Annotated in this window: 16 protein-coding genes, 1 pseudogene and 1 riboswitch; of the genes and pseudogenes, 9 read left to right on the plus strand and 8 right to left on the minus strand. The window is 65.9% G+C overall.

Annotated features, from left to right (window positions below):
• Window positions 1-113: 113 nt before the first annotated feature.
• From ribB to L1277_RS08440, 4 genes are all read right to left on the minus strand, one after another.
• On the minus strand, window positions 114-1406 hold the full coding sequence (ribB, locus tag L1277_RS08425) for a 3,4-dihydroxy-2-butanone-4-phosphate synthase (protein WP_253375937.1): 1293 nt from the start codon (window positions 1404-1406) through the stop codon (window positions 114-116).
• The gene (locus L1277_RS08430; RefSeq protein WP_253375938.1) at window positions 1403-2053 is read right to left on the minus strand and encodes a riboflavin synthase; all 651 of its coding nucleotides are present in this window, start codon (window positions 2051-2053) and stop codon (window positions 1403-1405) included. The genes ribB and L1277_RS08430 overlap by 4 nt, the downstream gene beginning before the upstream one ends.
• A gap of 3 nt (window positions 2054-2056) precedes the next feature.
• Entirely contained in the window at window positions 2057-3115 is a 1059-nt protein-coding gene (ribD, locus tag L1277_RS08435) for a bifunctional diaminohydroxyphosphoribosylaminopyrimidine deaminase/5-amino-6-(5-phosphoribosylamino)uracil reductase RibD (RefSeq protein ID WP_374110189.1), read from the minus strand.
• Between the two features lie 103 nt (window positions 3116-3218).
• Window positions 3219-3370: riboswitch (FMN riboswitch) on the minus strand.
• 84 nt (window positions 3371-3454) lie between these two features.
• Window positions 3455-4426, minus strand: coding sequence for a sugar-binding transcriptional regulator (locus tag L1277_RS08440; protein WP_253375939.1), 972 nt, complete (start codon window positions 4424-4426; stop codon window positions 3455-3457).
• Between the two features lie 123 nt (window positions 4427-4549).
• Between L1277_RS08440 and L1277_RS08445 the strand changes: the two genes are divergently transcribed.
• From L1277_RS08445 to L1277_RS08465, 6 genes and pseudogenes are all read left to right on the plus strand, one after another.
• Window positions 4550-6277: a glycerol-3-phosphate dehydrogenase/oxidase gene (locus L1277_RS08445; protein WP_253375940.1), complete on the plus strand. Its 1728-nt coding sequence runs from the start codon at window positions 4550-4552 to the stop codon at window positions 6275-6277.
• 155 nt (window positions 6278-6432) lie between these two features.
• Window positions 6433-7185 (plus strand): MIP/aquaporin family protein, encoded by a 753-nt coding sequence (locus L1277_RS08450; protein ID WP_253376293.1) that lies wholly within the window; start codon window positions 6433-6435, stop codon window positions 7183-7185.
• 90 nt (window positions 7186-7275) lie between these two features.
• Window positions 7276-8790 (plus strand): glycerol kinase GlpK, encoded by a 1515-nt coding sequence (gene glpK, locus L1277_RS08455; RefSeq protein WP_253375941.1) that lies wholly within the window; start codon window positions 7276-7278, stop codon window positions 8788-8790.
• A gap of 398 nt (window positions 8791-9188) precedes the next feature.
• Window positions 9189-9586 (plus strand): annotated as a pseudogene (locus L1277_RS08460) (ATP-binding cassette domain-containing protein); the annotation flags it as partial.
• Between the two features lie 37 nt (window positions 9587-9623).
• On the plus strand, window positions 9624-9854 hold the full coding sequence (locus L1277_RS15845; protein WP_374110190.1) for a hypothetical protein: 231 nt from the start codon (window positions 9624-9626) through the stop codon (window positions 9852-9854).
• A complete protein-coding gene (locus tag L1277_RS08465; protein ID WP_253375942.1) occupies window positions 9797-10105 on the plus strand; it encodes a response regulator transcription factor in 309 nt (102 codons plus the stop codon). Before L1277_RS15845 ends, L1277_RS08465 begins: the two co-directional genes overlap by 58 nt.
• A 19-nt stretch (window positions 10106-10124) precedes the next feature.
• On the opposite strand, the gene L1277_RS08470 is transcribed toward L1277_RS08465, so the two are convergent.
• From L1277_RS08470 to L1277_RS08485, 4 genes are all read right to left on the minus strand, one after another.
• Entirely contained in the window at window positions 10125-10880 is a 756-nt protein-coding gene (locus tag L1277_RS08470) for an HAD family hydrolase (RefSeq protein WP_253375943.1), read from the minus strand.
• Entirely contained in the window at window positions 10877-11473 is a 597-nt protein-coding gene (locus L1277_RS08475; RefSeq protein ID WP_253375944.1) for a GNAT family N-acetyltransferase, read from the minus strand. The genes L1277_RS08470 and L1277_RS08475 overlap by 4 nt, the downstream gene beginning before the upstream one ends.
• 56 nt (window positions 11474-11529) lie before the next feature.
• Window positions 11530-12534 (minus strand): tryptophan--tRNA ligase, encoded by a 1005-nt coding sequence (trpS, locus tag L1277_RS08480; RefSeq protein WP_253375945.1) that lies wholly within the window; start codon window positions 12532-12534, stop codon window positions 11530-11532.
• A gap of 100 nt (window positions 12535-12634) precedes the next feature.
• A complete protein-coding gene (locus L1277_RS08485) occupies window positions 12635-13486 on the minus strand; it encodes an exodeoxyribonuclease III (protein WP_253375946.1) in 852 nt (283 codons plus the stop codon).
• A gap of 958 nt (window positions 13487-14444) precedes the next feature.
• Here L1277_RS08485 and L1277_RS08490 point away from each other — a divergent pair.
• The 3 genes from L1277_RS08490 to L1277_RS08500 all read left to right on the plus strand — a co-directional run bounded on the left by L1277_RS08490 (window position 14445) and on the right by L1277_RS08500 (window position 22274).
• The gene (locus tag L1277_RS08490) at window positions 14445-14900 is read left to right on the plus strand and encodes an FHA domain-containing protein (protein WP_253376294.1); all 456 of its coding nucleotides are present in this window, start codon (window positions 14445-14447) and stop codon (window positions 14898-14900) included.
• Between the two features lie 109 nt (window positions 14901-15009).
• Window positions 15010-16437 (plus strand): serine/threonine-protein kinase, encoded by a 1428-nt coding sequence (locus tag L1277_RS08495; RefSeq protein ID WP_253375947.1) that lies wholly within the window; start codon window positions 15010-15012, stop codon window positions 16435-16437.
• Window positions 16437-22274 carry an Ig-like domain-containing protein gene (locus L1277_RS08500; RefSeq protein WP_253375948.1) on the plus strand — a complete coding sequence of 1946 codons (5838 nt, stop codon included), beginning with the start codon at window positions 16437-16439 and terminating at the stop codon, window positions 22272-22274. The genes L1277_RS08495 and L1277_RS08500 overlap by 1 nt, the downstream gene beginning before the upstream one ends.
• The last annotated feature ends 51 nt before the right edge of the window (window positions 22275-22325 follow it).

The raw sequence follows: 22325 nt of genomic DNA on the forward strand, positions 1-22325 counted from the left end.
GCGGGTCGCCCCGGCGATGAGGCCGTTGCTGATCTCCTCATGCCACGACCCGGCGATCACGACGACGTTCAGTCCGCTGCCGTCCACGGCGAGGTCGGGGGATCCGTGTCCACTCATGAATGTGTTCCTGCTTCCTGGCCAGAGGCCGCGATTGCTGTTGGGGTGAATTCGTGGCCCATCCGGTCACGCTTGGTTTCGAGATACGACGCGTTGAAGGCGCCAACGCCGACCACGAGCGGCACACGCTCGCTCACGGCAACGCCGAACTCTTCGAGCTGCCGCGCCTTCTCCGGGTTATTGGTCAGCAAACGAATTTCGTCCAGACCCAAATCATGAAGAATTGCGGATGCTGCCAGGTAGCTGCGCGCATCGCCCGGGAGCCCCAGCGCCAGGTTGGCGTCGAGGGTGTCGAGTCCTTCTTCTTGCAGCCGGTAGGCACGCAGTTTGTTGATCAGGCCGATGCCTCGGCCTTCGTGGCCGCGGAGGTAGACCACGACTCCGCCGTGCCGCTGGATGGTGTCGAGGGCTGCATCCAGCTGTGGCCCGCACTCGCATTTGAGCGAGCCGAGGGCCTCGCCGGTGAGACACTCGGAGTGCACGCGAACGAGTGCGCCGTTCTCAGGGGTGCCCGCGATGATGGCCACGTGGTCGGCCCCGGTGTTGCGGTCGCGGTACGCCCGAATACGGAAGGTGCCGTGGGTCGTGGGCACGTTGGTTTCCACTTCGAAGAGCACGGGGGAGGACTGGGCAACAGCCTCGTCTTCAGCGTGGTCACCGTCGCAGACCTTCGAGGCGTCAGGGTGCTCGGTGATGTACTCGATCAACGCGGCGATCGTGATGACCGGGAGGTCGTGTGCCGCGCCGAGCTCAATGAGCCCGGGCAACCGCATCATGTCACCGTTCTCGGTGACGACCTCACAGATGGCCCCGACCGGGCTGAGCCCGGCGAGTTTCATCAGGTCGACGGCGGCCTCGGTGTGCCCGGCCCGTTCGCGCACTCCGCCATCGACGGCGCGGAGCGGAACGATGTGTCCCGGGCGGATGAGATCGGTCGGCAGCACACCGGGGTTGCCGAGAACCCGCAGGGTGGTGGCGCGGTCGGCCGCGCTGATGCCCGTGGTGACGTGCTCAGCGGCGTCCACGGTGATCGTGTATGCCGTGTGGCGAATGTCCTGGCTGGCGGCCACCATGATCGGCAGCTCAAGCCGGTCGGCGAGTTCATTCGACATCGGCGCGCAGATGTACCCGCTCGAGTGGCGCACGGTCCAGGCAATCCAGTCGCGGGTGGCGAGTTCGGCGGAGAGGATGATGTCACCCTCATTCTCGCGTCCTTCATCGTCGGCAACGAGCACCGGTTTGCCCGCGCGCAGCGCCTTGAGCGCTTCGGGGATGGTGGCGATGCTCATGCGTCGCTCCTTTCGCTGCCCACAGGCATCCGTTCATTCAGTGAGGTGAGGGCGAGCATACGCTCCACGTGCCGCGCCACGATGTCGGTTTCGATGTTGACGGTGTCGCCCTCGCCGCGTGCACCGAGGGTGGTCGCGGTCAGGGTCTCCGGAATGAGTGAGACTTCGAACCACTGCTCCGCTTCGGCCGGGTCGGAGACCGCGCTCACCGTGAGCGAGATGCCGTCGACGGCGATCGACCCCTTGCGGGCGACGAGCGGTGCGAGCTCGGGTGCGAGGCTGAACCGCAGGACCCGCCAGGCGCTGCCCTCGGTGATGCTGAGGAGAGTGGCGGTACCGTCGATGTGGCCCTGCACGATGTGCCCGCCGAGCCGGTCGCCGACCTCCGCCGCGCGCTCGAGGTTCACCGTGCGGCCCGGAACGACGTCGCCGAGGGTCGACATGCGCAGGGTCTCGGCCATCACGTCGACCGTGAAGCTCTCGGTGGTCCAGTCGACGACGGTGAGGCAGACCCCCGACACGCTGATCGAGTCACCGTGCCGGGCGCCGGTCACGGCGAGGGGGCCGCGCACGGTGATCCGGGCAGCGTCTGCCGTGCGGTCGACAGCGGTGACCTCGCCAATTTCTTCAATGATTCCGGTGAACACGGGTCAGTCATTTCCTTTCGGGTGTGCGACGATCACGAGGTCGTCGCCAAGAGGCTGCACGGACGCAATCTCGAGTCGGCGGATCTCGCCGATCGAGGCGACGCCAATGTCGCCGAGTGCCGTGCGTGGGCCCCCCAGGAGTGCGGGGGCAAGGTAGATGAGGTATTCGTCGACCAGGCCGGCCGCAACGAGCGAACTGATGAGCGTCGGACCTCCTTCAACAAACAGCGAGCGGATGCCACGCTTCGCCAGGTTGTCGAGGTCGGCAGCCAGGTCGCCGCCGCTCAGCGCAATGGGGGAGTGTGGGTGCTCGCGGAGTCGGGCGCTCGCCGGCAGTTCGCGTCGGCCAAACACCACGGGGATCGGCTGGTCTGGACAGAGGGCACCGGTTTCGTCGCGAGCGGTGAGCGCCGGGTCGTCGGCCAGCACGGTGCCCGTGCCAACAGCGATGGCGTCGGCGGCGGCCCGCCGGCGGTGCACATCGGCGCGCGCGGCGGGGCCAGTGACCCACTGGCTCGAGCCATCGGCCGCCGCCGCCCGGCCGTCGAGGGACTGCGCCCACTTGGCGATCACCCAGGGTCGACCGAGGCGTGCGGCGCGCAGCCAGTCGCCGAGCAGGGCTTCCCCCTCGTCGTCGAGCACCCCGGCGACGACGTCGACTCCCGCTGAACGCAGCCGCTCGGCACCTCCGCCCGAGTGCTGACCCGGGTCGGACACCGAGTAAGCGACGCGCGAGATTCCTGCGTCGATGAGCGCCTCGGCGCATGGCCCGGTGCGCCCGGTGTGGTTGCACGGTTCGAGCGTGACGATGGCCGTGGAGCCGGGCGGAACCACGCCGCCCAGTGCGGACAGAGCATCCACTTCAGCGTGAGCCGTCCCAGCGCCACGATGCCAGCCTTCGGCAATCACGGTGCCCGTTGCATCCGTTATGACACAGCCGACCTGCGGATTCACGCCGCGCGCGGGACCGCGGCGGGCAAGTCCGAACGCCCGGCGCATGAGCGTCGCCTGATCGGCGACGCGCGCGACGGGAGCCGCTGCGGTGGTGTCGCTCGTACCCATGTCGGAACTTCTCTCGTTTTCAGGCGAGCTCCGGGGTAGCCGCGACCGGCGCAGAGCGCCGTTCGAGCCGCGCCACCCGGCACACCTGAGCGTGCCGACCGTCGCGCGTGCTGCCTCCCATCCGGACTGAGCGTTGCCTAAGCAACCCATTACCGTCGGTGCTGGAATTTCACCAGCTCAACCATTCGCACTGCTGCGAACGACTCGCGGACTATCACCGCCGGTTCGGACTTTCACCGACCCCGGAGCACGTTTCTTGTGTCTATCGTAGGCTCAACGCAGCGCGAGCGGTTCTATTCCTGACGAACTGTGTCGATTCTGTATGCGGGGCCGAGGCGTTCAGTGGCCGACGAGCATCCGAGCGGTGCCGGAGTCAACGATGAGGTCGGTGACGAGGCCCGCAGCCAAGGCACCGCGGAGGCTTTGCAGCTTGGTTTCTCCAGCGACAACGCACACCCGGCGCGCGATCGTGGTGAGCACCTCCATGCTGGGGCCGCTCGAGCGCTCGTTGAGTGCGATGCCGTCTGTGGAGCCGTCTTCACGGTAAAACCGGGTGGCGACGTCGCCAACGGCACCGGCCGCGCGCAACTGTCCGAAGTCCTCGTCATCGAGGTACCCGCCAATGTAGACGTGGCTGGGCACGCCCGCGAACGGCGAGCCCAGGCCGAAGACGGCGATGTCGAGGCTGTTTTGCATCTCCACCACCCGGCTGATGCTGCGCTCGCGCCACAGGGCGGCCTTCGTGGCCGGGTCGTCGAACACCGCCGGCACCGGAAACTGCTGCACAGCCGCACCATACGCCGCACCGAACCGCTGCAAAATCTCACTCGCGTAAAGCAGCCCCGTCGTGCGCGGATTGGCCGCTCCGTTGAGCTGCACGATCGACGAGTTGTGGGTCGGCTTCGCCAGGAGGTGCCGCGACAGCGCGCTCATGGTCGAGCCCCAGGCCACTCCCATTGACATGTTCGAGTCGAAGAACCCGCCGAGAATTCGTGCAGCGGTGAGGGCGACGCGTTCGAGTCGGTCAACGTCGCTCGTCTGGTCGGGGACTGGCACAACGTGCGCCACAACACCAAATTCACTGCGGATGTCTCCCTCGAGTTGGCGAGGCATGTCCAGCGGCGATTTCACCTGGATCTCCACCAGCCCCGTTTCGCGGGCATGTCCGAGAAGCCGGGAGACCGACGATCGCGACGTGTGCAGTTCGTGAGCGATGGCATCCATCGTCAGGTCCTGCAGGTAGTAGAGCTGTGCCGCGGTGAGGGCGTCCCGGGTTTTGGCTGGCAGGCTCGCGGCTGATGACGTACTCATGAAATCTCCTTGCACGTTTGTGCATCGGGTTTGCACACAAGTGAATATAGTCCAACAATCGATGGAGGTCGGAAAGCGCCGCGACACGCGGGTTCCGGTCGCGACAGCACAAGGAGAGCGAGCATGATCGATCAGGCGACGCAGCCAGAATCCCGCCGGGCCACCGTTGAGGCGCTCCGGGCGCACCCCAATTCGCAGGTTCTCATCATCGGTGGCGGCATCAATGGGATCGCCACCTTCCGTGACCTGGCCCTGCAGGGCGTCGACGTCACGCTCGTCGAGCGCAACGACTACTGCTCCGGCGCGTCAGCCGCATCGAGCCACATGATCCACGGCGGTATCCGATACCTCGAGAATGGTGAGTTCCGGCTGGTCAAGGAGTCGGTGACCGAGCGCAACGGCCTCATCAAGATCGCCCCGCACTACGTGAAGCCGCTTGAGACCACCGTGCCGATCTTCTCCACCTTCTCCGGCATCGTCAGCGCACCGCTGCGCTTCCTCACCCACAAGTCGGGCAAGCCTCAGGAACGCGGCGCTCTGCTCATCAAGGTCGGACTGAGCCTGTACGACGCATTCTCGCGTGATGGCGGCAGTGTTCCTCGCCACAAGTTTGTCGGCAAGAAGAAGGGCCTCGCGGCCCTGCCGAAGCTCAACCCGGGCATCAAGTACACGGCCACCTATTTCGACGCATCGGTGCACGACCCTGAGCGGCTCGCCCTTGACGTGCTGCAGGACGGCCTCGCCGCCGGCCCGCACGCCAGGGCCTCGAACTACGTTGAGGCCGTTGGCGTCGACGGCGGTTCGGTGCGGCTGCGCGACACCGTCTCGGGCGACGAGTTCGTGATGACCGCCGACGTGGTCATCAATGCCTCCGGGCCGTGGACTGACCTCACCAACGCGGCCCTCGGTCAGCCGACCAGCCTCATGGGCGGGACCAAGGGCTCGCACATCGTGCTCGATAACCCGGAACTCCTCGCAGCGACCGGCGGTCGCGAGATCTTCTTCGAGCACGAAGACGGCCGCATCGTCCTCATCTACCCGCTCAAGGGCAAGGTCATGGTCGGAACCACCGACCTCGAGGCAGACCCGCGCGACAAGGCTGTCTGCACCGAGGAAGAGGTCGACTACTTCTTCGACCTCATTCAGCACGTCTTCCCCGACATCGCGGTCGACCGTAGGGAGATCGTCTACCGGTTCTCGGGCATCCGCCCGCTGCCCGGCCACGGCGACCTGGCCCCCGGTTTCGTCTCCCGTGACTACCGGATCGTTCCAACGCCCCTCGGTGCATCGACCATGCTCAGCCTCGTTGGTGGCAAGTGGACCACGTTCCGTGCGCTCGCCGAGCACCTCACCAATGACACGCTTGCGCTGCTCAAGCGGGAGCGCACCGTGGAGACCCTCGGCCGGCCGATCGGCGGCGGGGTCGGGTTCCCGACCACAGACGGCGCCCTCACCGTCTGGGTGGCAGACAACTCCCGGGAGGTCGGCAAGGAACGCGCTGCCCAACTCCTCGAGCGGTACGGCACCCGTGCGTCGGCCATCATCACCGAGCTCGCCGAGTCCGGCGACACCCCGCTGCAGTTCGCGCCGGCCTACAGCCGACAGGAAATTGAGCACATCGCTCGCACCGAAGCGGTGGTGCACCTGACCGACGTCCTCCAGCGCCGGACGAGCATCGCCTTCACGGGCGGTGCGTCGGATGAGCTTCTCACCGAGCTTGCCAGCATCCTCTCAACGGTCCTTTCCTGGACCGAAGACGAGACGCGTGCCGAGGTTCGTGCTGCTGCCGAGATCCTCAGCACCGAGCACGGCGTGCAACTGGAAGCGGCTGAAACGGTGGCGAACGCATAAATTCAGCGCCGAGACCGGCGATAACTGCACGGATTCTCACGCGGTGCTCTTGTTTCGTACCTCGCTTCGTCGGTACGTTTCACAGGGGATCGAAAATCGCCACTTCTCGAAAGCAATCGCGACCGAGAAGTTAAACAAGGAAGGTCAACGTGGACATTACTTTAGGTCACATCTTTCTCTCGGAGGTCGTCGGTACGGCGCTCCTCATCCTGCTCGGTGGTGGCGTCGTCGCTAACGTCGTGCTGGCCAAGACGAAAGGTTTCAATGGCGGCTGGCTCCTGATCAACTTCGGTTGGGGTTTTGCTGTCTTCGTCGGTGTGCTCGCGGCCTACATTTCGGGTGCCCACCTCAACCCGGCGGTTACCGTCGGTCTCATCGCGGCCGGCAACGAGAACTTCGTCGAAGGAATCCCCGTGGACTTTGCGTCGACCTTCACCTACTTCGGCGGTGAGATGGTCGGTGCGTTCATCGGTGCGGTTCTCGTGTTCGTCACCTACAAGCAGCACTTCGACGCCTCAGATGACCCGGCAGCGAAGCTCGCCGTGTTCTCCACAGGGCCCGCCATTCGTGGCTACGCCTGGAACGTCATCACGGAGATCGTCGGCACCTTCGTGCTGGTGTTCGCCGTCGTCTCGTTCGGACGCCAGGGGGAGACCGCCGGTCTCGCTGCCCTCGGCGCCCTGCCCGTCGCTCTCGTCGTTGTGGCGATTGGTATCTCGCTCGGTGGACCGACCGGATACGCCATCAACCCGGCTCGTGACCTCGCACCTCGAATCGCTCACGCCATCCTGCCCATCCGGGGCAAGGGGTCGAGCGACTGGAGCTACGCCTGGGTTCCGGTTGTCGGACCCCTCATCGGTGGTGCCCTTGCCGGTTGGGCCTCACTGGCCCTGCTGCCGGTCCTTTAGTTCACGCGGGCGGTGACGGCGTCTGCCGTCGCCACCCCGTGGCATCCGTAACGCTTTAATCCCGAAAAAATGCATACGAAGGAGTACGACATGGCGGATTACGTCATCGCAATCGACCAGGGAACCACAAGCTCCCGGGCCATCATCTTCGACAAGTCCGGATCGATCATCTCGACCGGCCAGCTCGAGCACGAGCAGATTTTCCCGAAGGCAGGCTGGGTCGAACACGACCCTGCAGAAATCTGGAACAACACCCGTGAAGTCATCGGCCAGGCGCTCTCGAAGGCAAACCTGACCCGTCACGACATCGCCTCGATCGGAATCACCAACCAGCGTGAAACCGCCGTGGTCTGGGACAAGACCACGGGCAAGCCGGTCTACAACGCCATTGTCTGGCAGGACACGCGCACCCAGTCGATCGTCGACCGGCTCGCGGCGGACGGCGGCGTCGAGCGGTTCAAGCCGAAGGTCGGCCTGCCGCTCGCGACGTACTTCTCCGGAACCAAGATCGTCTGGATTCTCGAGAACGTCGACGGAGCCCGCGAGAAGGCCGAGGCCGGTGACCTGCTCTTCGGCACCACGGACAGCTGGGTGCTCTGGAACCTCACCGGTGGAACCGACGGCGGCGTTCACGTCACCGACGTGACCAATGCCAGCCGGACGCTCTTCATGGACCTCGAGACGCTGCAGTGGGACGACGAAATCCTCTCGGTGTTCAATGTGCCGAAGTCGATGCTGCCTGAGATCAAGTCGTCGAGTGAGGTGTACGGTCACGCGCACAGCTCGAGCCTGCTCCGCGAGACGCCGATCGCCGGCATCCTGGGTGACCAGCAGGCCGCGACGTTCGGTCAGGCGGCGTTCGACACCGGCGAGTCGAAGAACACGTATGGCACGGGTAACTTCCTCATCTTCAACACCGGTGAAGAGATCGTGCACTCGAAGAACGGGCTGCTAACGACGCTGGGTTACAAGCTCGGTGACGCCAAGCCGCACTACGCGCTCGAGGGATCGATCGCCGTGACCGGATCGCTGATACAGTGGCTGCGCGACAACCTGGGCATCATCAACTCGGCCCCAGAAGTTGAGGCGCTCGCGCGGACGGTCGAGGACAACGGTGGCGTGTACATCGTGCCCGCGTTCAGCGGACTCTTCGCGCCGTACTGGCGGCCGGAGGCTCGTGGTGTCATGGTCGGTCTCACCCGGTACGTCAACAAGGGGCACATCGCTCGTGCTGCGCTCGAGGCGACGGCGTTCCAGACCCGGGAGGTGCTCGACGCTGTCAACGCTGACTCCGGTGTCGACCTGACCGAACTCAAGGTGGACGGCGGTATGGTCGCGAACGATGCGCTCATGCAGTTCCAGGCCGACATCCTCAACGTGCCGGTCGTTCGACCGGTCGTCGCGGAGACCACGGCGCTCGGCGCGGCGTACGCTGCCGGGCTGGCGGTCGGATTCTGGGAGAACCTCGACGACCTGCGCGGCAACTGGCAGGAAGACAAGCGCTGGGAGCCGAAGATGGACGCCGAAGACCGTGACCGCACACTGCGGTTGTGGAAGAAGGCAGTGACGAAGTCGTTCGACTGGGTCGACGAAGACGTTCAGTAGTTTCACCTTGGTAACGGGCCCGTTCTCTTCGGAGGGCGGGCCCTTTCTCATGTGCGGGCGGTGCGACGGCCCTGTCGCGGTCCCTAAGGGTCGTGGGTCGTTGATCGAGGCGTCGCCAAACGTTCTGTGGCGGCGAGACGTCAACAAGGGTCGTTGATGAGCTGACGAGCAACCTTTATCGACGGGTCGAATGCGCGAGCAGCCCTGACCGACGGGTCGATACCGCGTATCCCCTCCGGCGGCGGTGGAGGTGCATCAACAGCGTGCAAACACGCATTCTTCCTTCGGCGAACCCGCACCAGTACCCGGGTACTGGTGCCCGAGCGAATGCGAGACTGCCGTCCGATGCGCTCTGATCTGCGGCTTCCTAGGCTCGTCAGTATGCGAAAGGAACGTTCATGATTACAGCAGAGGCGCTCGTGAAGAACTACGGAAACAAGGTCGCGGTTGACGCGATCGACTTCACCGTCAGGCCCGGTCAAGTGACGGGCTTCCTCGGCCCCAACGGCGCCGGGAAGTCGACAACCATGAGAATGATCGTCGGTCTCGACCGTCCCACCTCCGGCAGAGTGAAGGTCAACGGACGGCAGTACCAGGACCACACCGCCCCTTTACGGAAGTCGGTGTGCTGCTCGATGCGAAGGCGGCCAACAAGGGCCGCTCGGCCTACAAGCACCTGCTCTCCATCGCGGCCACTCACGGTATCGGGGCCGCCCGAGTGCGCGAAGTCATCGGTCTCGCCGGGCTCGACTCAGTCGCCGGGAAACGTGTCGGCGGGTTCTCCCTTGGTGGCGGAACGCCTGAAACCGGACGTCGTGTTAATGGACATCCGCATGCCCGGTATCGGCGGGATTGAGGCGACGAAACGGATCACAGCTCAGCACGAGGTTCTCGTTCTCACCACGTATGACCTCAACGACTATGCCTTCGGCGCGCTCGCTCCGGTGCCGCCGGTTTTCTGCTCAAGGGCACCAGACCAGACGACCTCATTGCCGCCATTCGCGCCGTGCACTCGGGTGACGCCGTCGTTTCACCACGAATCACCGCAAAGCTCATCGAGGTAGCCGCTCCACACCTCGGAGTCCGCCGCGGCCCGACACGTGCGGACGAGGCGTTCGATGAACTCACCGCTCGCGAGCGCGAGATATTCATCCTCATTGGTCGCGGCGAGACGAACGGCGAGATTGTTACCAGGCTTTACCTGAGCGAGTCGACAGTGAATGCCCACGTCGGTCGGGTGCTCGCCAAGCTTGACCTTCGCAACCGGGTCGAAGCGGTGATCCGGGCGTATGAACTTGGCGTCGTCGGCCAGTAAGTCGATCCATCCGAGTGGCCTACAGTTCGTCGAGCGACCCAATGATGCGCACGCCGGCCGCAGCAGCGGCCTCGCGCGCCGCGGCGATGGCGCTGCCAACGACCGGTGTGCCGTGCCCGAGCGCACCGGTGGCTACGTCGTCGCCGAACCGATTGAGCCAGATGCCGGTGAGGCCAGCGTGTGCTGCGCCGATGGCATCCGTTTCTAAACGATCACCAACGTAGGCGGCCTTCGACGGGTCGACGCCGAAGCGAGCGCACGCCTCGAGGAAAATACGGGGGTCGGGCTTCGCGACACCGACGCCCCCTGAGGCGACAACGTGTTCGAACCGGCCGACAAGGCCCGTGCGGTCGAGCTTGACCTGTTGGTAGTCGGGTTCGCCGTTCGTGATCACCCCGATGCGAGTGCCGGTCGCGGTGAGCCGATCGAGGCAGGGGAGCGCGTCGGAGAACAGCTGCCAGCTCTCGCGGTAGCGCTCAAAGTAGGTGTCGAACCAGGAGTCAGCGTCGAGGTCTTCGAGCGTCACGCCGTGCGCCGCCGCGAAGTCGAGGGCCCGAGCACGCCGTTGGCCCGCGAAGCTCAGTTCGCCGGAGAGGTAGCGGTGGTAGTGCTGTTCCTCAAGCTCGTGCCAGAGCGTGACGGCTGCCGCCCGGTCGTCGACGACGAGGTGGCCGGGGGAGAGGTCGACGTGACGCAGGATGCCGCGCGACACCGCACCGCGGTGGTCGAGCAACGTGTCATCGAGGTCGAACAGGACGAGGTCGAACGTGCTCACTTCGAGAACGCCTCCGTTGGCCAGTTGTCACCGGGGCCGGGTCGGTCGGATCGGGTGAGCTCCGCGCGATGGCTGGGCGGGAACTCGCCGAAGCGTGCCACCTCACCGCGGCCGGTTCCGGTGTAGCGGAAGCCCACCTTGCGGGCGACGAGCGCGGATGCCGGATTGCCGACGAGTGCCTCCCAGACGATGGTGCTTTTCGGCGGCGTTGCGTCGCTGAACCAGGTGCTGTCAAACGCCCAGTCGCAGACCGCGGCGGTCGCCTCGGGCATGTAGCCCTGACCGCGCCAGGGAGCGCCGAGCCAGAATCCGACCATGGCCTGCGCGTCGTTCCACGCACGCAGCGACACCACGCCGAGGATCGTGGGCTCGGACTTTCGCCGCAGCGCCCAGGTCAGCTCCGTGCCGTTCACCCATCCCGGACGCACGACCTTAGTGAGAAAGTTCTCGGCGTCGCGCAAACGGTAGGGCTGCGGCACCGTGGTGAAGTCCGAGATCAGCTGGTCCTGGCAGTAGGCGTAGATGAACGGAATGTCGGCGTCCGTCGGCTCGTCGAGGATCAGCCTGTCGGTTTCGAGTCGCACTACGTCCATCACGCAAGCCTAACGGGCGTGCTTCTTCCGTTGAACGGTTCCGGCGCAGCGGGACGCTACGACCGCGGCAGAAGCCCGACCCGTTCGTACGCAACGGCCAGCGTCTTCTCGGCAACCTCGTTCGCCTTCGCCGCGTTGACGGCCAGCAGGCGATCGAGCTCGGCGGGGTCATCGAGCAGCTCAAGGGTGCGCGCACGCACCGGCTCGAACACGCTATTCACGGCCTCGACGACACCCTTCTTGAGGTCGCCGTAGCCCCGGCCCGCGTACTCGTCGACGATCGACTCCACCGACTGGCCCGACATCGCCGAGAAAATCGTGAGCAGGTTCGAGACACCGGGCTTGTTCTCTCGGTCGAAGCGAATCGACGCCTCGTCATCGGTGACCGCCCGCATGATCTTCTTCTTGTTGACCGACGGCTCATCGAGCAGCTTGATCAGCCCGGCTTCACTCTCGGCCGACTTCGACATCTTCGACTCCGGGTGCTGCAGGTCGTAAATCTTCGCGGTCTCCTTGAGGATCACAGGCTCGGGCATCGTGAACGTGTCGCCGAACCGGCTGTTGAATCGTCCGGCCAGGTCGCGGGTCAGCTCGAGGTGCTGGCGCTGGTCCTCGCCGACCGGAACCACATTGGTCTGGTAAAGCAGAATGTCGGCCGCCATCAGCACCGGGTAGGTGAAGAGGCCCACCGAGGTGGAGTCCGCCCCGAATCGAGCCGACTTGTCCTTGAACTGCGTCATCCGCCCGGCCTCGCCGAACCCCGTGATGTTGTTGAGCACCCACGACAGCTGGGCGTGCGCCGGCACGTGCGACTGCACGTAGAGCGTGCTCTGCGACGCGTCGATACCCGCCGCGATGTACTGGGCAGCGGTCGATCGCGTCCGCGCCCGCAGCTCGACCGGGTTTGGTGAACTGGTCAGCGCGTGCAGGTCGACCACGCAGTAGTACGCGTCGTACTCGGCCTGCAGAGCCACCCACTGCTGCAGCGCCCCCACGAAGTTGCCAAGGTGCAGCGAATCGTTCGACGGCTGCATTCCGGAGAACAGCACGGGCTTGGTCATGAGAATCCTTTGGGTGAAGAAATTTCGGACAGCGGATGTTCTGGGGCACGCAACCCGATCGGCCCACGATAGCGCGTGGGCGTCTCTCGAGCGGGGTTACCTAGATGGCGTAGTCCACGATGACGGGAGCGTGGTCGCTCCAGCGTTCGGCGTGGCTGGCGGCACGGTCGACCCGGTAGTCGGTGACCGTTGCGGCGAGTTCGGGAGTGGTGGCGTGGTAGTCGAGTCGCCAGCCGGTGTCGGTGTCGAATGCGCGACCGCGCTGTGACCACCAGGTGTACGGCCCTTCCACCTCGCCGGCCCACTTTCGGCCGACGTCGACCCAGCCCAGCCCGGTGCCCGTTGTGCCGTCGACACAGTCGACCTGCTCGCCGCGCGGGCCGAAGAACCGGTCGAAGTAGGCGCGTTCCTTCGGGAGGAAGCCGGCGTTCTTACGATTGCCCTTCCAGTTTTTGATGTCGCGTTCTCGGTGTCCGACATTGAGGTCACCGAGCACAACGGCATACGGCGAGTGGGCGGCAAGTTCGGGCAGTCGCTCGCTCATGGCGTCGAGGAACTTGTACTTCTCAACCTGCTTCGGTGTGTTGTCTTCGCCCGAGTGCACGTAGGTCGACACGACGGTGATGATCGAGTCGCCCACCTCGTAGTCGGCCTCGAGCCACCGGCCGGCACTGTCGAAGTCTTCGGCGCCAAACTCCACCCGGTGAATGTGCGCCTTCGAGCGGCTGACGATGGCCACGCCCGCCCGACCCTTTGCCGTGGCCGGGTCGTGCAGAATGTCCCACTCCGGACCGAGCAGGTTCTCGAGGTCGCTCGTCGCCGCACGCACCTCCTGGAGGGCGAGGATGTCGATGTTCGACGCGTCGAGCCAGTCGCCCATGCCCTTACGGAACGCGGCGCGAACGCCATTGACGTTGACCGAGGCGATGCGAACGGGAGAGGAAGAAGGCATTGCTCCAGTTTAGGTCAGGCCTCCGACACCGACCCGGCGCGCGGGTGGTCCGAGCGCGCCGTCACCACTGTCGACGAAAAGCCGAATAGCCGAAAACTCGAGCGAAGGGGCAGAATGGAGCGACAGGCGCGCTGCGGCAGTGCGGTGTAACCGGCCTGTGCAGTTCTACAACGGTTTGAGGGACGAAGTGACGACAACCGAGCGAGTACGTACCCCGGCGCATTACCGCTATGCGATGACAAACCAGGGAACTCCCTGGATCTACATCGTCGGTGACTCGATACTCGTGGCCATCCGCACGCCATCCGAACCGGCTGTCGTCGAGACCCTCTGGGCCCTCGTCCACGGCGGAACCGCCTCCTTCGACGAGATCCTCGCCGCCGTTCCGCATACATCGGCTGGCGCGCCGACCGCGTTCGTGGCCGTTGAGCGCAGCGAAGAAAACTCCGACGAGACGACAGTGAACGTGCTCGTTCATGGTGACGCCGTCCTCGACCTCCGCACCCCGGAAGGTTGGCGCCGGGTCGTACCGACCGGTTCGCCGTGGCTCCGCGACTCCATCGCGCGCGTCTCGGCGCTCGCCGCCGGCGGCCTCACCGGCGGCCCGGGCACGGCGCCAGGAGGCGTCTCTTTTCCACTCGGCTCGGGCGTCATCGTGGCCAACCGCATCGATTGGTTGTCTGCATCGTCCCTCGCGACGGATGCGGCGGCATCCGTTTCACATCGAACCTCGGTCATCGCAGACGCGGTCGCGCCTGCATCGTCACCTGTGCCGCCCGCCGACGTTTCGATCGCCGCAGCCGCCGCATTGGTCGCCCCTACCCCACCGGCCGGCTCCGCGAACACCCCGTCGCTGACCCATCGCCCTGCAGCGGACGCCCCGCGGTTCACGCCCGCGGAAACCGAGACCATCATTCGCCCGCCGGTGCAGCGCGTGAAGGCACAGGACGATCCGATGATGCGGCACGACGGTGAGACCGTGCTGCGGCGGGACATCGCACCGCCCATCGAAGACGAGACCGTGCTGCGCGAGGCACCGCTCGTTCCGAACGACCCGAAGACGCTGCTCTACGGGTTCCGGATCAACGGTGGCCAAGCGTATCCGCTCGATGCCGTGCACTACTTCGGTCGCAACCCGCGCCAGCCGCGGATTCCGCTGCCGGACCCGTCACGGCTTGTGCCCGTCGTTTCCGCCACCAAATCGGTGTCGGCCACCCACCTCGAGATCAAGCAGATCGGCGACTCGATCGTCGCGACCGACCTCAAATCGACCAACGGCACCTCGGTGATCGCCCCGCAGAGCCACTGGCAGCGGTTGCGCGCGGGGGAGAGCGTTGTGGTCGTTCCCGGGTCGTTTATCGACATTGGAGACGGCAACGTCATCGAGATCTTGCCCCCCTGGCCGGGGGTATAGAGATTTTCATTCTTCTCTAGAATGGAAAAGACGGCCGGGGGGCATTTCAGGCGGTTCCTCGCGCTCGCGAGCCGTCCTTCGATGAGCAGAATCCAGGAAGGAGGGCCCCGTGGCCCGGCGACTTCCGTCACAGCCGCCCGCTCTTCCCGGGTTCTCTTTTGTGCGCATCCTCGGCTCAGGAGGATTCGCCGACGTCTTCCTCTATGAGCAGGACAGCCCGCGCCGCCAGGTTGCCGTGAAGGTCATGCTGAGCGAGTACGTCAATGTCGAAGTCCGGCGGATGTTCCAGGCTGAGGCCGATTTGATGGCCCAGCTCAGTGCCCACCCCGCGATCCTGACCGTGTACCAGTCCGGCGTCGCGGCCGACGGCCGCCCGTTCCTCGTGATGGAACTCTGCTCAGCCGTCATCGGTGAGACCTACCGTGACGTGCCACTGTCGGTGTCAGAGGCGCTGCGGGTCGGCATCAAGATTGCCAGCGCCGTCGAGACCGCCCATGAAGCCGGGGTGTTGCACCGCGACATCAAACCGGCGAACATCCTCATGACCGCATACGGCAACCCGGTGCTCAGTGACTTCGGCATCGCCGGAACGCTCGGCGAATCGGTGCTCGACGACACGGTCGGCATGTCGATTCCCTGGTCAGCGCCCGAGGTGCTGCACAGCGAGACGAACGGCACCCTGGCCAGCGAGGTGTTTTCCCTCGGGGCGACGATCTACTCGCTGCTGGCTGGGCGCGCACCGTTCGAGCACCCGCACTCCGACAACTCTTCGGCGAGCCTGATCTCCCGGGCCAGCCGCGGCAAACCGCAGCCGATCGGCCGGGCCGACGTGCCCGAGCGGCTTGAGCGAGTGCTCGCGCGGAGCATGTCACGTCAGCCGGCGCAGCGACAACAAAGCGCCATGGAACTGATTCGAGAACTGCAGGCCGTCGAAGCCGAGCTGGGTTTCACGCAGACTCAACCCGACGTCGCCGTGTCGGCGTGGGCGCAGGCAGCGGTGGTCGACTCGGGTGACAAGACCCGGGTCCAGGCCATCCGAACCGTCGATCCGGGCAAGCGCCGCCGTCGCACGGCGGAAGACTCGTCGTCGCGCCCGGGCGCAACGCGCGCCGCCGTCAAGGACTCCGGATCGCGCGATGACCGCAGTTCGGGGGCACGCCCGCGAATCGAACGCGGCCGCGCCTTTGTCACGGCCATCGTCGTCTGCAGTGTGCTCGTCCTGCTCCTCGCCGCCACCACGGTGTTCGTGCTCGTGCGCATCTCCGGCTCGGACGGCATCCCTGCCGTCGCGAACGTCTCCGCCGAGCTCGGCGATTCCGGTGTGGTGTTCAGCTGGGCTGACCCCGGGATCGGGGCGACGGATTCGTACCAGATCAGGACCGCTGACGGTGTGGCATCCGTTCAAAAATCGACGGAATTCACGATCGACGCGAATCCGGGCGACCGCGTCTGCGTCACCGTGCGGGTCAGCCGTGACGGCAGCCTCGGACCGGCGTCGAGCGAGAAATGCGTCGATATCCCGGCAGGAACCGGCTGATGATCCGCGCATGGTTCCGCTCGCGTCGATCAGCCATCGCGACGGTGACGAGCGGCACCGTGATCTGCGCCGTGATCGCCACGATCGCTGTGGTGTCGAACGGTTACAGTGCCCAGCGCCTTGACCTCGGTGATGGCGCCGTCTGGGTGGTCAACGAGACCCGCCAGGCGATCGGCCGCGCGAACACCCAGGTGTTCGAACTCAACACGGCGGTGCGCAGCACCTCCGCCCAGATCGACGTGCTGCAGTCGGGCGAGACCGTGCTGCTCGTCGATGCAGCGCGAAGCACCCTCGACATCGTCGACCCATCCACTTCGGCGGTGACCGAGAGCGTTCCACTGCCGCCCGGCTCGGGCACGGTAGCCCTCGGCGGCGACCGCGTCGTCGTTGAGACCGGCGGTGACGTTTGGTTCATTCCGCTGGCTGACCTCACCAGCTTTGATGCTGAGTCGGATCCCGATCTCTCCCTGGGGGCGGATGCTGTCGCCTCAGTGAACAGCGACGGCGATCTTTTCGTCTTCGCCCCGAGTACCAGCAGCGTCTATCGCGTCCCTGCCTCGGCTGACGCGGTTGCGGAGACCACTGAGGTTGCCCTGCCCGCCGGCGGCGTGCAGTTGAGTTCGGTCGGCGACGATTTTGTGCTGCTCGACGAGGCCGAGTCGACAGTGCGCTACGCCGGCCGGACGGTGCCGCTGCCCGAGGGGAGTTCCGGCGCGCGGTTGCAGCTGCCATCGGTCTCCGGCGACCGGGCACTGATTGGTGTCGACGACGGACTCGTTGCGCTGAATCGTGGTCGTACCGAGCCCACCGTTCTCACCGAGGACGCCACGGGCGCCGCGGCGCGACCGACCCAGGTGGCGGACTGCTCGTTCGGCGCCTGGACCGACGGGTCGGTGTATAGCGAGTGCTCGGCCGAACCCGCGATGTCGGATATCGAGGGCCTCGGGGGCGCAAGCGACCTGGTCTTCCGGGCCAACGGCGACCACGTTCTGCTCAACGACGTCGCGGGCGGAGCCGCCTGGGCCGTGCAGTCAGGCAACCGGGTGATCAACAACTGGGACGACCTCGTTGCCCTCGATGACGACGAGGAAGAGGTGGAAGACAACGACGAAGACACTCCACCCGAGTACGACGAAGCCCAGCAACCGCCCACCGCTGTCGCAGACGAGTTCGGCGCCCGCCCGGGCCGGACGTCGCCGCTTCCCGTGCTGCTCAACGACTTTGACGCCAACGGGGACGCGCTCATGATCAGCTCGTTCACGCCACTGGCCGACAGTGCGGGGCGCATCGAAGCCGTGAATGACAACCAGCAGTTGCAGGTGACCCTCGAACCGACCGCTGTCGGCGTGCACCGCTTCGACTACACCATCACCGACGGCCGCGGCGGAACGGCATCGGCAACGGTCACCCTCACGGTGCGCCAGCCCAGCGAGAACGGGCCACCGGTGCAAACCCGCACCACCAAGGGTTCCGTTGCGAGCGGCGCCCGGCTCTCGATGGCCGTGCTCGGCGACTGGGTCGACCCCGACGGCGACCCGTTCTTCCTCACCTCAGCTCTCGTGAACGCACCGGACTCGGTGCAGCACACCCCAGACGGCACGGTCATCTACACCGACGCCGGGCTCGGCGGGGAGCTCAAGGAGGTCGGCCTCACCGTCTCCGACGGGTCAGCGGACGGCACAGGTGTCCTCGCGATCACCGTCTCACCGGTCGGCAGCGTGCCGATCATCCTCGAACCGTTCCCGGTGATCGCACACGCCGGCGAAGAAATCGTCGTCACTCCGCTCAGCCATGCCCGCGGCGGGTCAGCCCCCCTCCGGCTCGCCAACGTGCCGGCCAAGGCGGGCGCCACCATCACGCCCGACTACGACGGCGGCACGTTCCGCTTCTCCAGCACCGAGGTGCGCGACCACCTCATCGACTACTCGGTCACCGACGGCACCCTCACCCGGATCGGCTTCGTGCGCGTGCAGGTCATCGCCCCGCCCGACGCCGGCGCCAAGCCCGTCACCGTTCCGCACACCGTGTTCATCCGCGAACAGTCGAGCGACACTGTCGATGTGCTCGCCGGCGACTTCGACCCGGCCGGCGGCGTCCTCGTGCTCACCGGCGTCTCGAACATCCCACCGCTGTCGGGCATTCGAGCCGAAATTCTTGAACAGCGGATGCTCCGCATCACCCTCACAAATCCGCTCGATGCTCCGGTCTCCTTCAATTACCGCGTCTCGAACGGGGTCGCCGACGCCGAGGGCACGGTGACGGTCGTCGAAATTCCGAACCCGGTGAAACGCCAGCCGCCGGTCGCATTCGGCGACACCGTGTCTGTGCGCGTCGGTGACGCGATCGACGTACCGGTGCTCGCCAACGACACCCACCCAGACGGGGACACGCTGACACTCGCGCCCGAGCTGTCGAGCCCACTGCCACCCGGTGGTGGACTCCTGTTCGCGGCGGGCAACGTGCTGCGTTACCTTGCCCCAGACAAGCCGGGCAACTACACGGCGACCTACCGGGCGATTGCCCCTGACGGCCAGTGGTCTGACGCGCAGGTGGCACTCAACGTGCGCGAGGTCGACACGGCCTCCAACGCCGCTCCGGTGCCCAAGACCGTCATCTCGCGCGTTCTCAGCGGTGAACGGGTGCGCATCTCGATTCCACTTGGCGGCATCGACCCCGACGGCGACTCCGTGCAACTCATTGGCCAGAGTTCGAACCCCGGCAAGGGAGCGGTCACCGGGGCCGGCAGCGACTGGTTCGACTATGAAGCGGGCGCGTACTCCACCGGAACCGACAGCTTCGAGTACACCGTTGTTGACGCGCTCGGCAAACAGGCCACCGGGCTCGTTCGCATCGGCATCAGCGCGAAGCTCGACGGCTCACGCGTGCCGGTGGCAACGCCGGATGAAGTGGTGACCCGACCGTCGTCGACCGTCGCCGTTCGCGTGCTCGCCAACGACTCAGATCCCGACGGCGGCACGCTGTCCATCACCTCGGTCGAACCAACCGGTGAGGGGGCCGAAGCGATCATCGACGACGACGTCATCCGGGTTACCGTGCCGCGCGGTGAGGGCCGGTACGGGTTCATCTACGAGATCGAGAACAGATACGGCAATACTTCGAGCACCTTCCTGACCGTCGTGGTTCGTGCCGACGCGCCGCTGGCGCGCCCCGTGGCATCCGACATCGTCTTAACGATCGACGACATCGCCGGTCGATCGACGATCGACGTCAACGTGTTGCGCAGTGTGTTCTGGGCCGATGGGCCAGCTTCTGAGCTCGACGTGTCGATTCCGGACGACTTCGACGACCGAGCGACGGTGACCGCGTCAAAGCGGGTGCACCTGACCCTGGGCGCACGGTCGCAGATCGTTCCGTTCTCGGTGAGTAACCCCGAGGACACGTCGGTGAATGCGCTGGCGTTCATCTGGGTGCCCGGGCTCGACGACGCGCTGCCGCAGCTGCGCAGCGGGGTCAAACCGATCTCCGTGGTGAGCGGTGAGTCGGTAACCATCGCCCTCAACGACTACGTGGTCGCGTCGGGGGATCGCACCGTGCAGCTGACCGACTCCGCGAACGTGCGGGCGACGCACTCCGACGGCTCGAACCTCGTCGAGAACGCCACGACCCTCACGTTCCGGAGCACTGAGCTGTACTTCGGTCCGGCGTCGATCTCGTTCGAGGTGACCGATGGCGAGAGCGCTGGGGACCCGAACGGACGTGTCGCTACCCTGGTGCTGCCGATCGACGTGTCGTCGCGCGAGAACCAGCCGCCGGTGTTCACGGGCGGCTCGATCGACTTTGAACCGGGGCAGGAGAGGACCATTGACCTGGTCAAGCTCACCACCTACCCGTATGCGGACGACGTCGACGAACTGACCTATCGGGTGCTCGACCCGCGGCCGACGGGTTTCAGCGTCGCGGTCAAGGGACAACAGCTGACGGTGAGCGCAAGTGCCGATGTGGCGCGCGGCTCAACCCCCAGCATTCTCGTCGCAGTGCGCGACGCTGTGAACGAGGGAGTCGCCGGGCGCATCCAGCTCGGGGTTGTGCCGTCGACCCGGCCGCTCGCTGTACCGGCCACCGACACGGCCATCGCGCAACGCGGCACCACGACGCCCATCGATGTTCTCGCGAACGACGGCGCAACGAACCCGTTCCCGGGAACGCCGCTGCGCGTCGTGGACGTGCGCGGGCTCGACGGCGGCAATCTGCCTGCCGGTGTGAGTGTGGTGCCGAGTGCAGACAAGTCCCGCCTCACAGTGACGGTCTCGGCCGACGCCGCGGCGATCGATACCTCGTTGCAGTACCAGGTGGCCGACGCCACGAACGACCCGGCGCGGTACACCTGGGGGACCGTGCGAATCTCGGTGCAGGACAGGCCGGACCCGGTGTCGAACCTGCGGGTCACCGGTTTTGCCGACCGTCGGATCTCGCTGACCTGGGCGCCGGGGGCTGCGAACAACTCGGCGATCACGGGCTTCGACGTCGAGTTGTTCCGCGTCAGCAACGGCTCGTCGCTCGGCGTGACGAGTTGTGCATCGACGACGTGTGACGTCGCGACCGGCGGCAACGGTTCGGCGAACGCGGTTCGAGTGGCGGTGTCGGCACGGAACGCCCGCGGAGTGTCCGATCCGGTTCGGTTCGGCGAATCGGTCTGGTCGGACGTCATCCCGGCGGCACCCACCGGCCTCGCGGCTGCACCGCTCGACGGCGGACTGCTGCTCAGCTGGGACGCCGTTCCTCGACCCGGATCCGGCAGCGCGGTCGACCGTTATGCGCTGGCCGTTGGCGGTTCGAGCCGTGGTGAAATTCCGGCGTCCCGGTGTTCCGGCTCGCGCTGTTCGGCGGAGGTCAGCGGGCTCTCGAACGGCACCTCGGTCGAGTTCACCGTCTCCGCGCGGAACGACGCCTACCCTGCGCTCACCACCTGGAACTCCGCCTCCGGGAAGGGCACGCCGTTCGGCGCACCCGGTGGCGGCGCGGCCTCGGTAGTGACCGACGCCGCAAGTGGAAGCGCGACAGTCTCGTGGTCGGGCTTCGATGGTCGAGGCGACGATATCCGCGGCTACTACGTCGGCCGGTTGAGCTCGGGCTCGGTGTCACCGAACGCCTGCACCGTGTCCTCGCCCGCTCCCGGCACGGTGAATGGACCGACGACCGGCGGTTCGATCGACGAGGTCGTCGAGGTCGGGCCCGGAACGTCGAGTTATACCTTCTCCAAACTGACCAACGAAGACGCGGCGTACCATTTCGTGGTCTGGGGCTACAACGGTGCGGGATGTAAGGCGAGCAACGTGGCTGAAGCCGTCGTCCGGTCCACGCCACCGGCAGCGTCCGCGAATCCCGTCATGCGATTCAAGGACGTTGAGGAGACGATATTCGACGTCTACGTGCCTTCTGTCTCTCCCGCAGGTTTCGACTATCAAATCAAGACGCCGGGAAGCGAGAGTTGGCTGCCATTCAGCGGAACGGGATACCCTCGGGAAATGCTCGGGTTCGTCTACGGCCAGACGGTGGCGTTCGAACTCCGGGCGTGCAACACCTACCCGGGAGGCAGTTGTGGTCCATCATCCGGTGTGATCACTGCGGCGGAGCCGTCGGTGACGCTGGCCCCGATTTCGCTCGCTTATGACGATATTGTGGCCACCTGGAGCTGGGCCGCGAACCCGGACAACGGCACGCTCCCCGCGAGCTACAGTTGCGGCGCTGTGAACGACCCGGCCATCACGGGCATCTGGACCGGCAACACCTGCGTGCTCAGCGCGGCTCCGCTGGACGGTCAGGTCTGGCTCGACGTGACGGTGAATGGTCACCAGAAACGCTTCCTCAGGCCATGATGGAGTCGACGGAAACTCTGCCCAGTACACCACGCACGAAAGGCACCCACT

It is taken from the genome of Okibacterium sp. HSC-33S16 (genome assembly GCF_024171565.1).
In the GTDB taxonomy this organism is placed as follows: Bacteria; Actinomycetota; Actinomycetes; order Actinomycetales; family Microbacteriaceae; genus Mycetocola_A.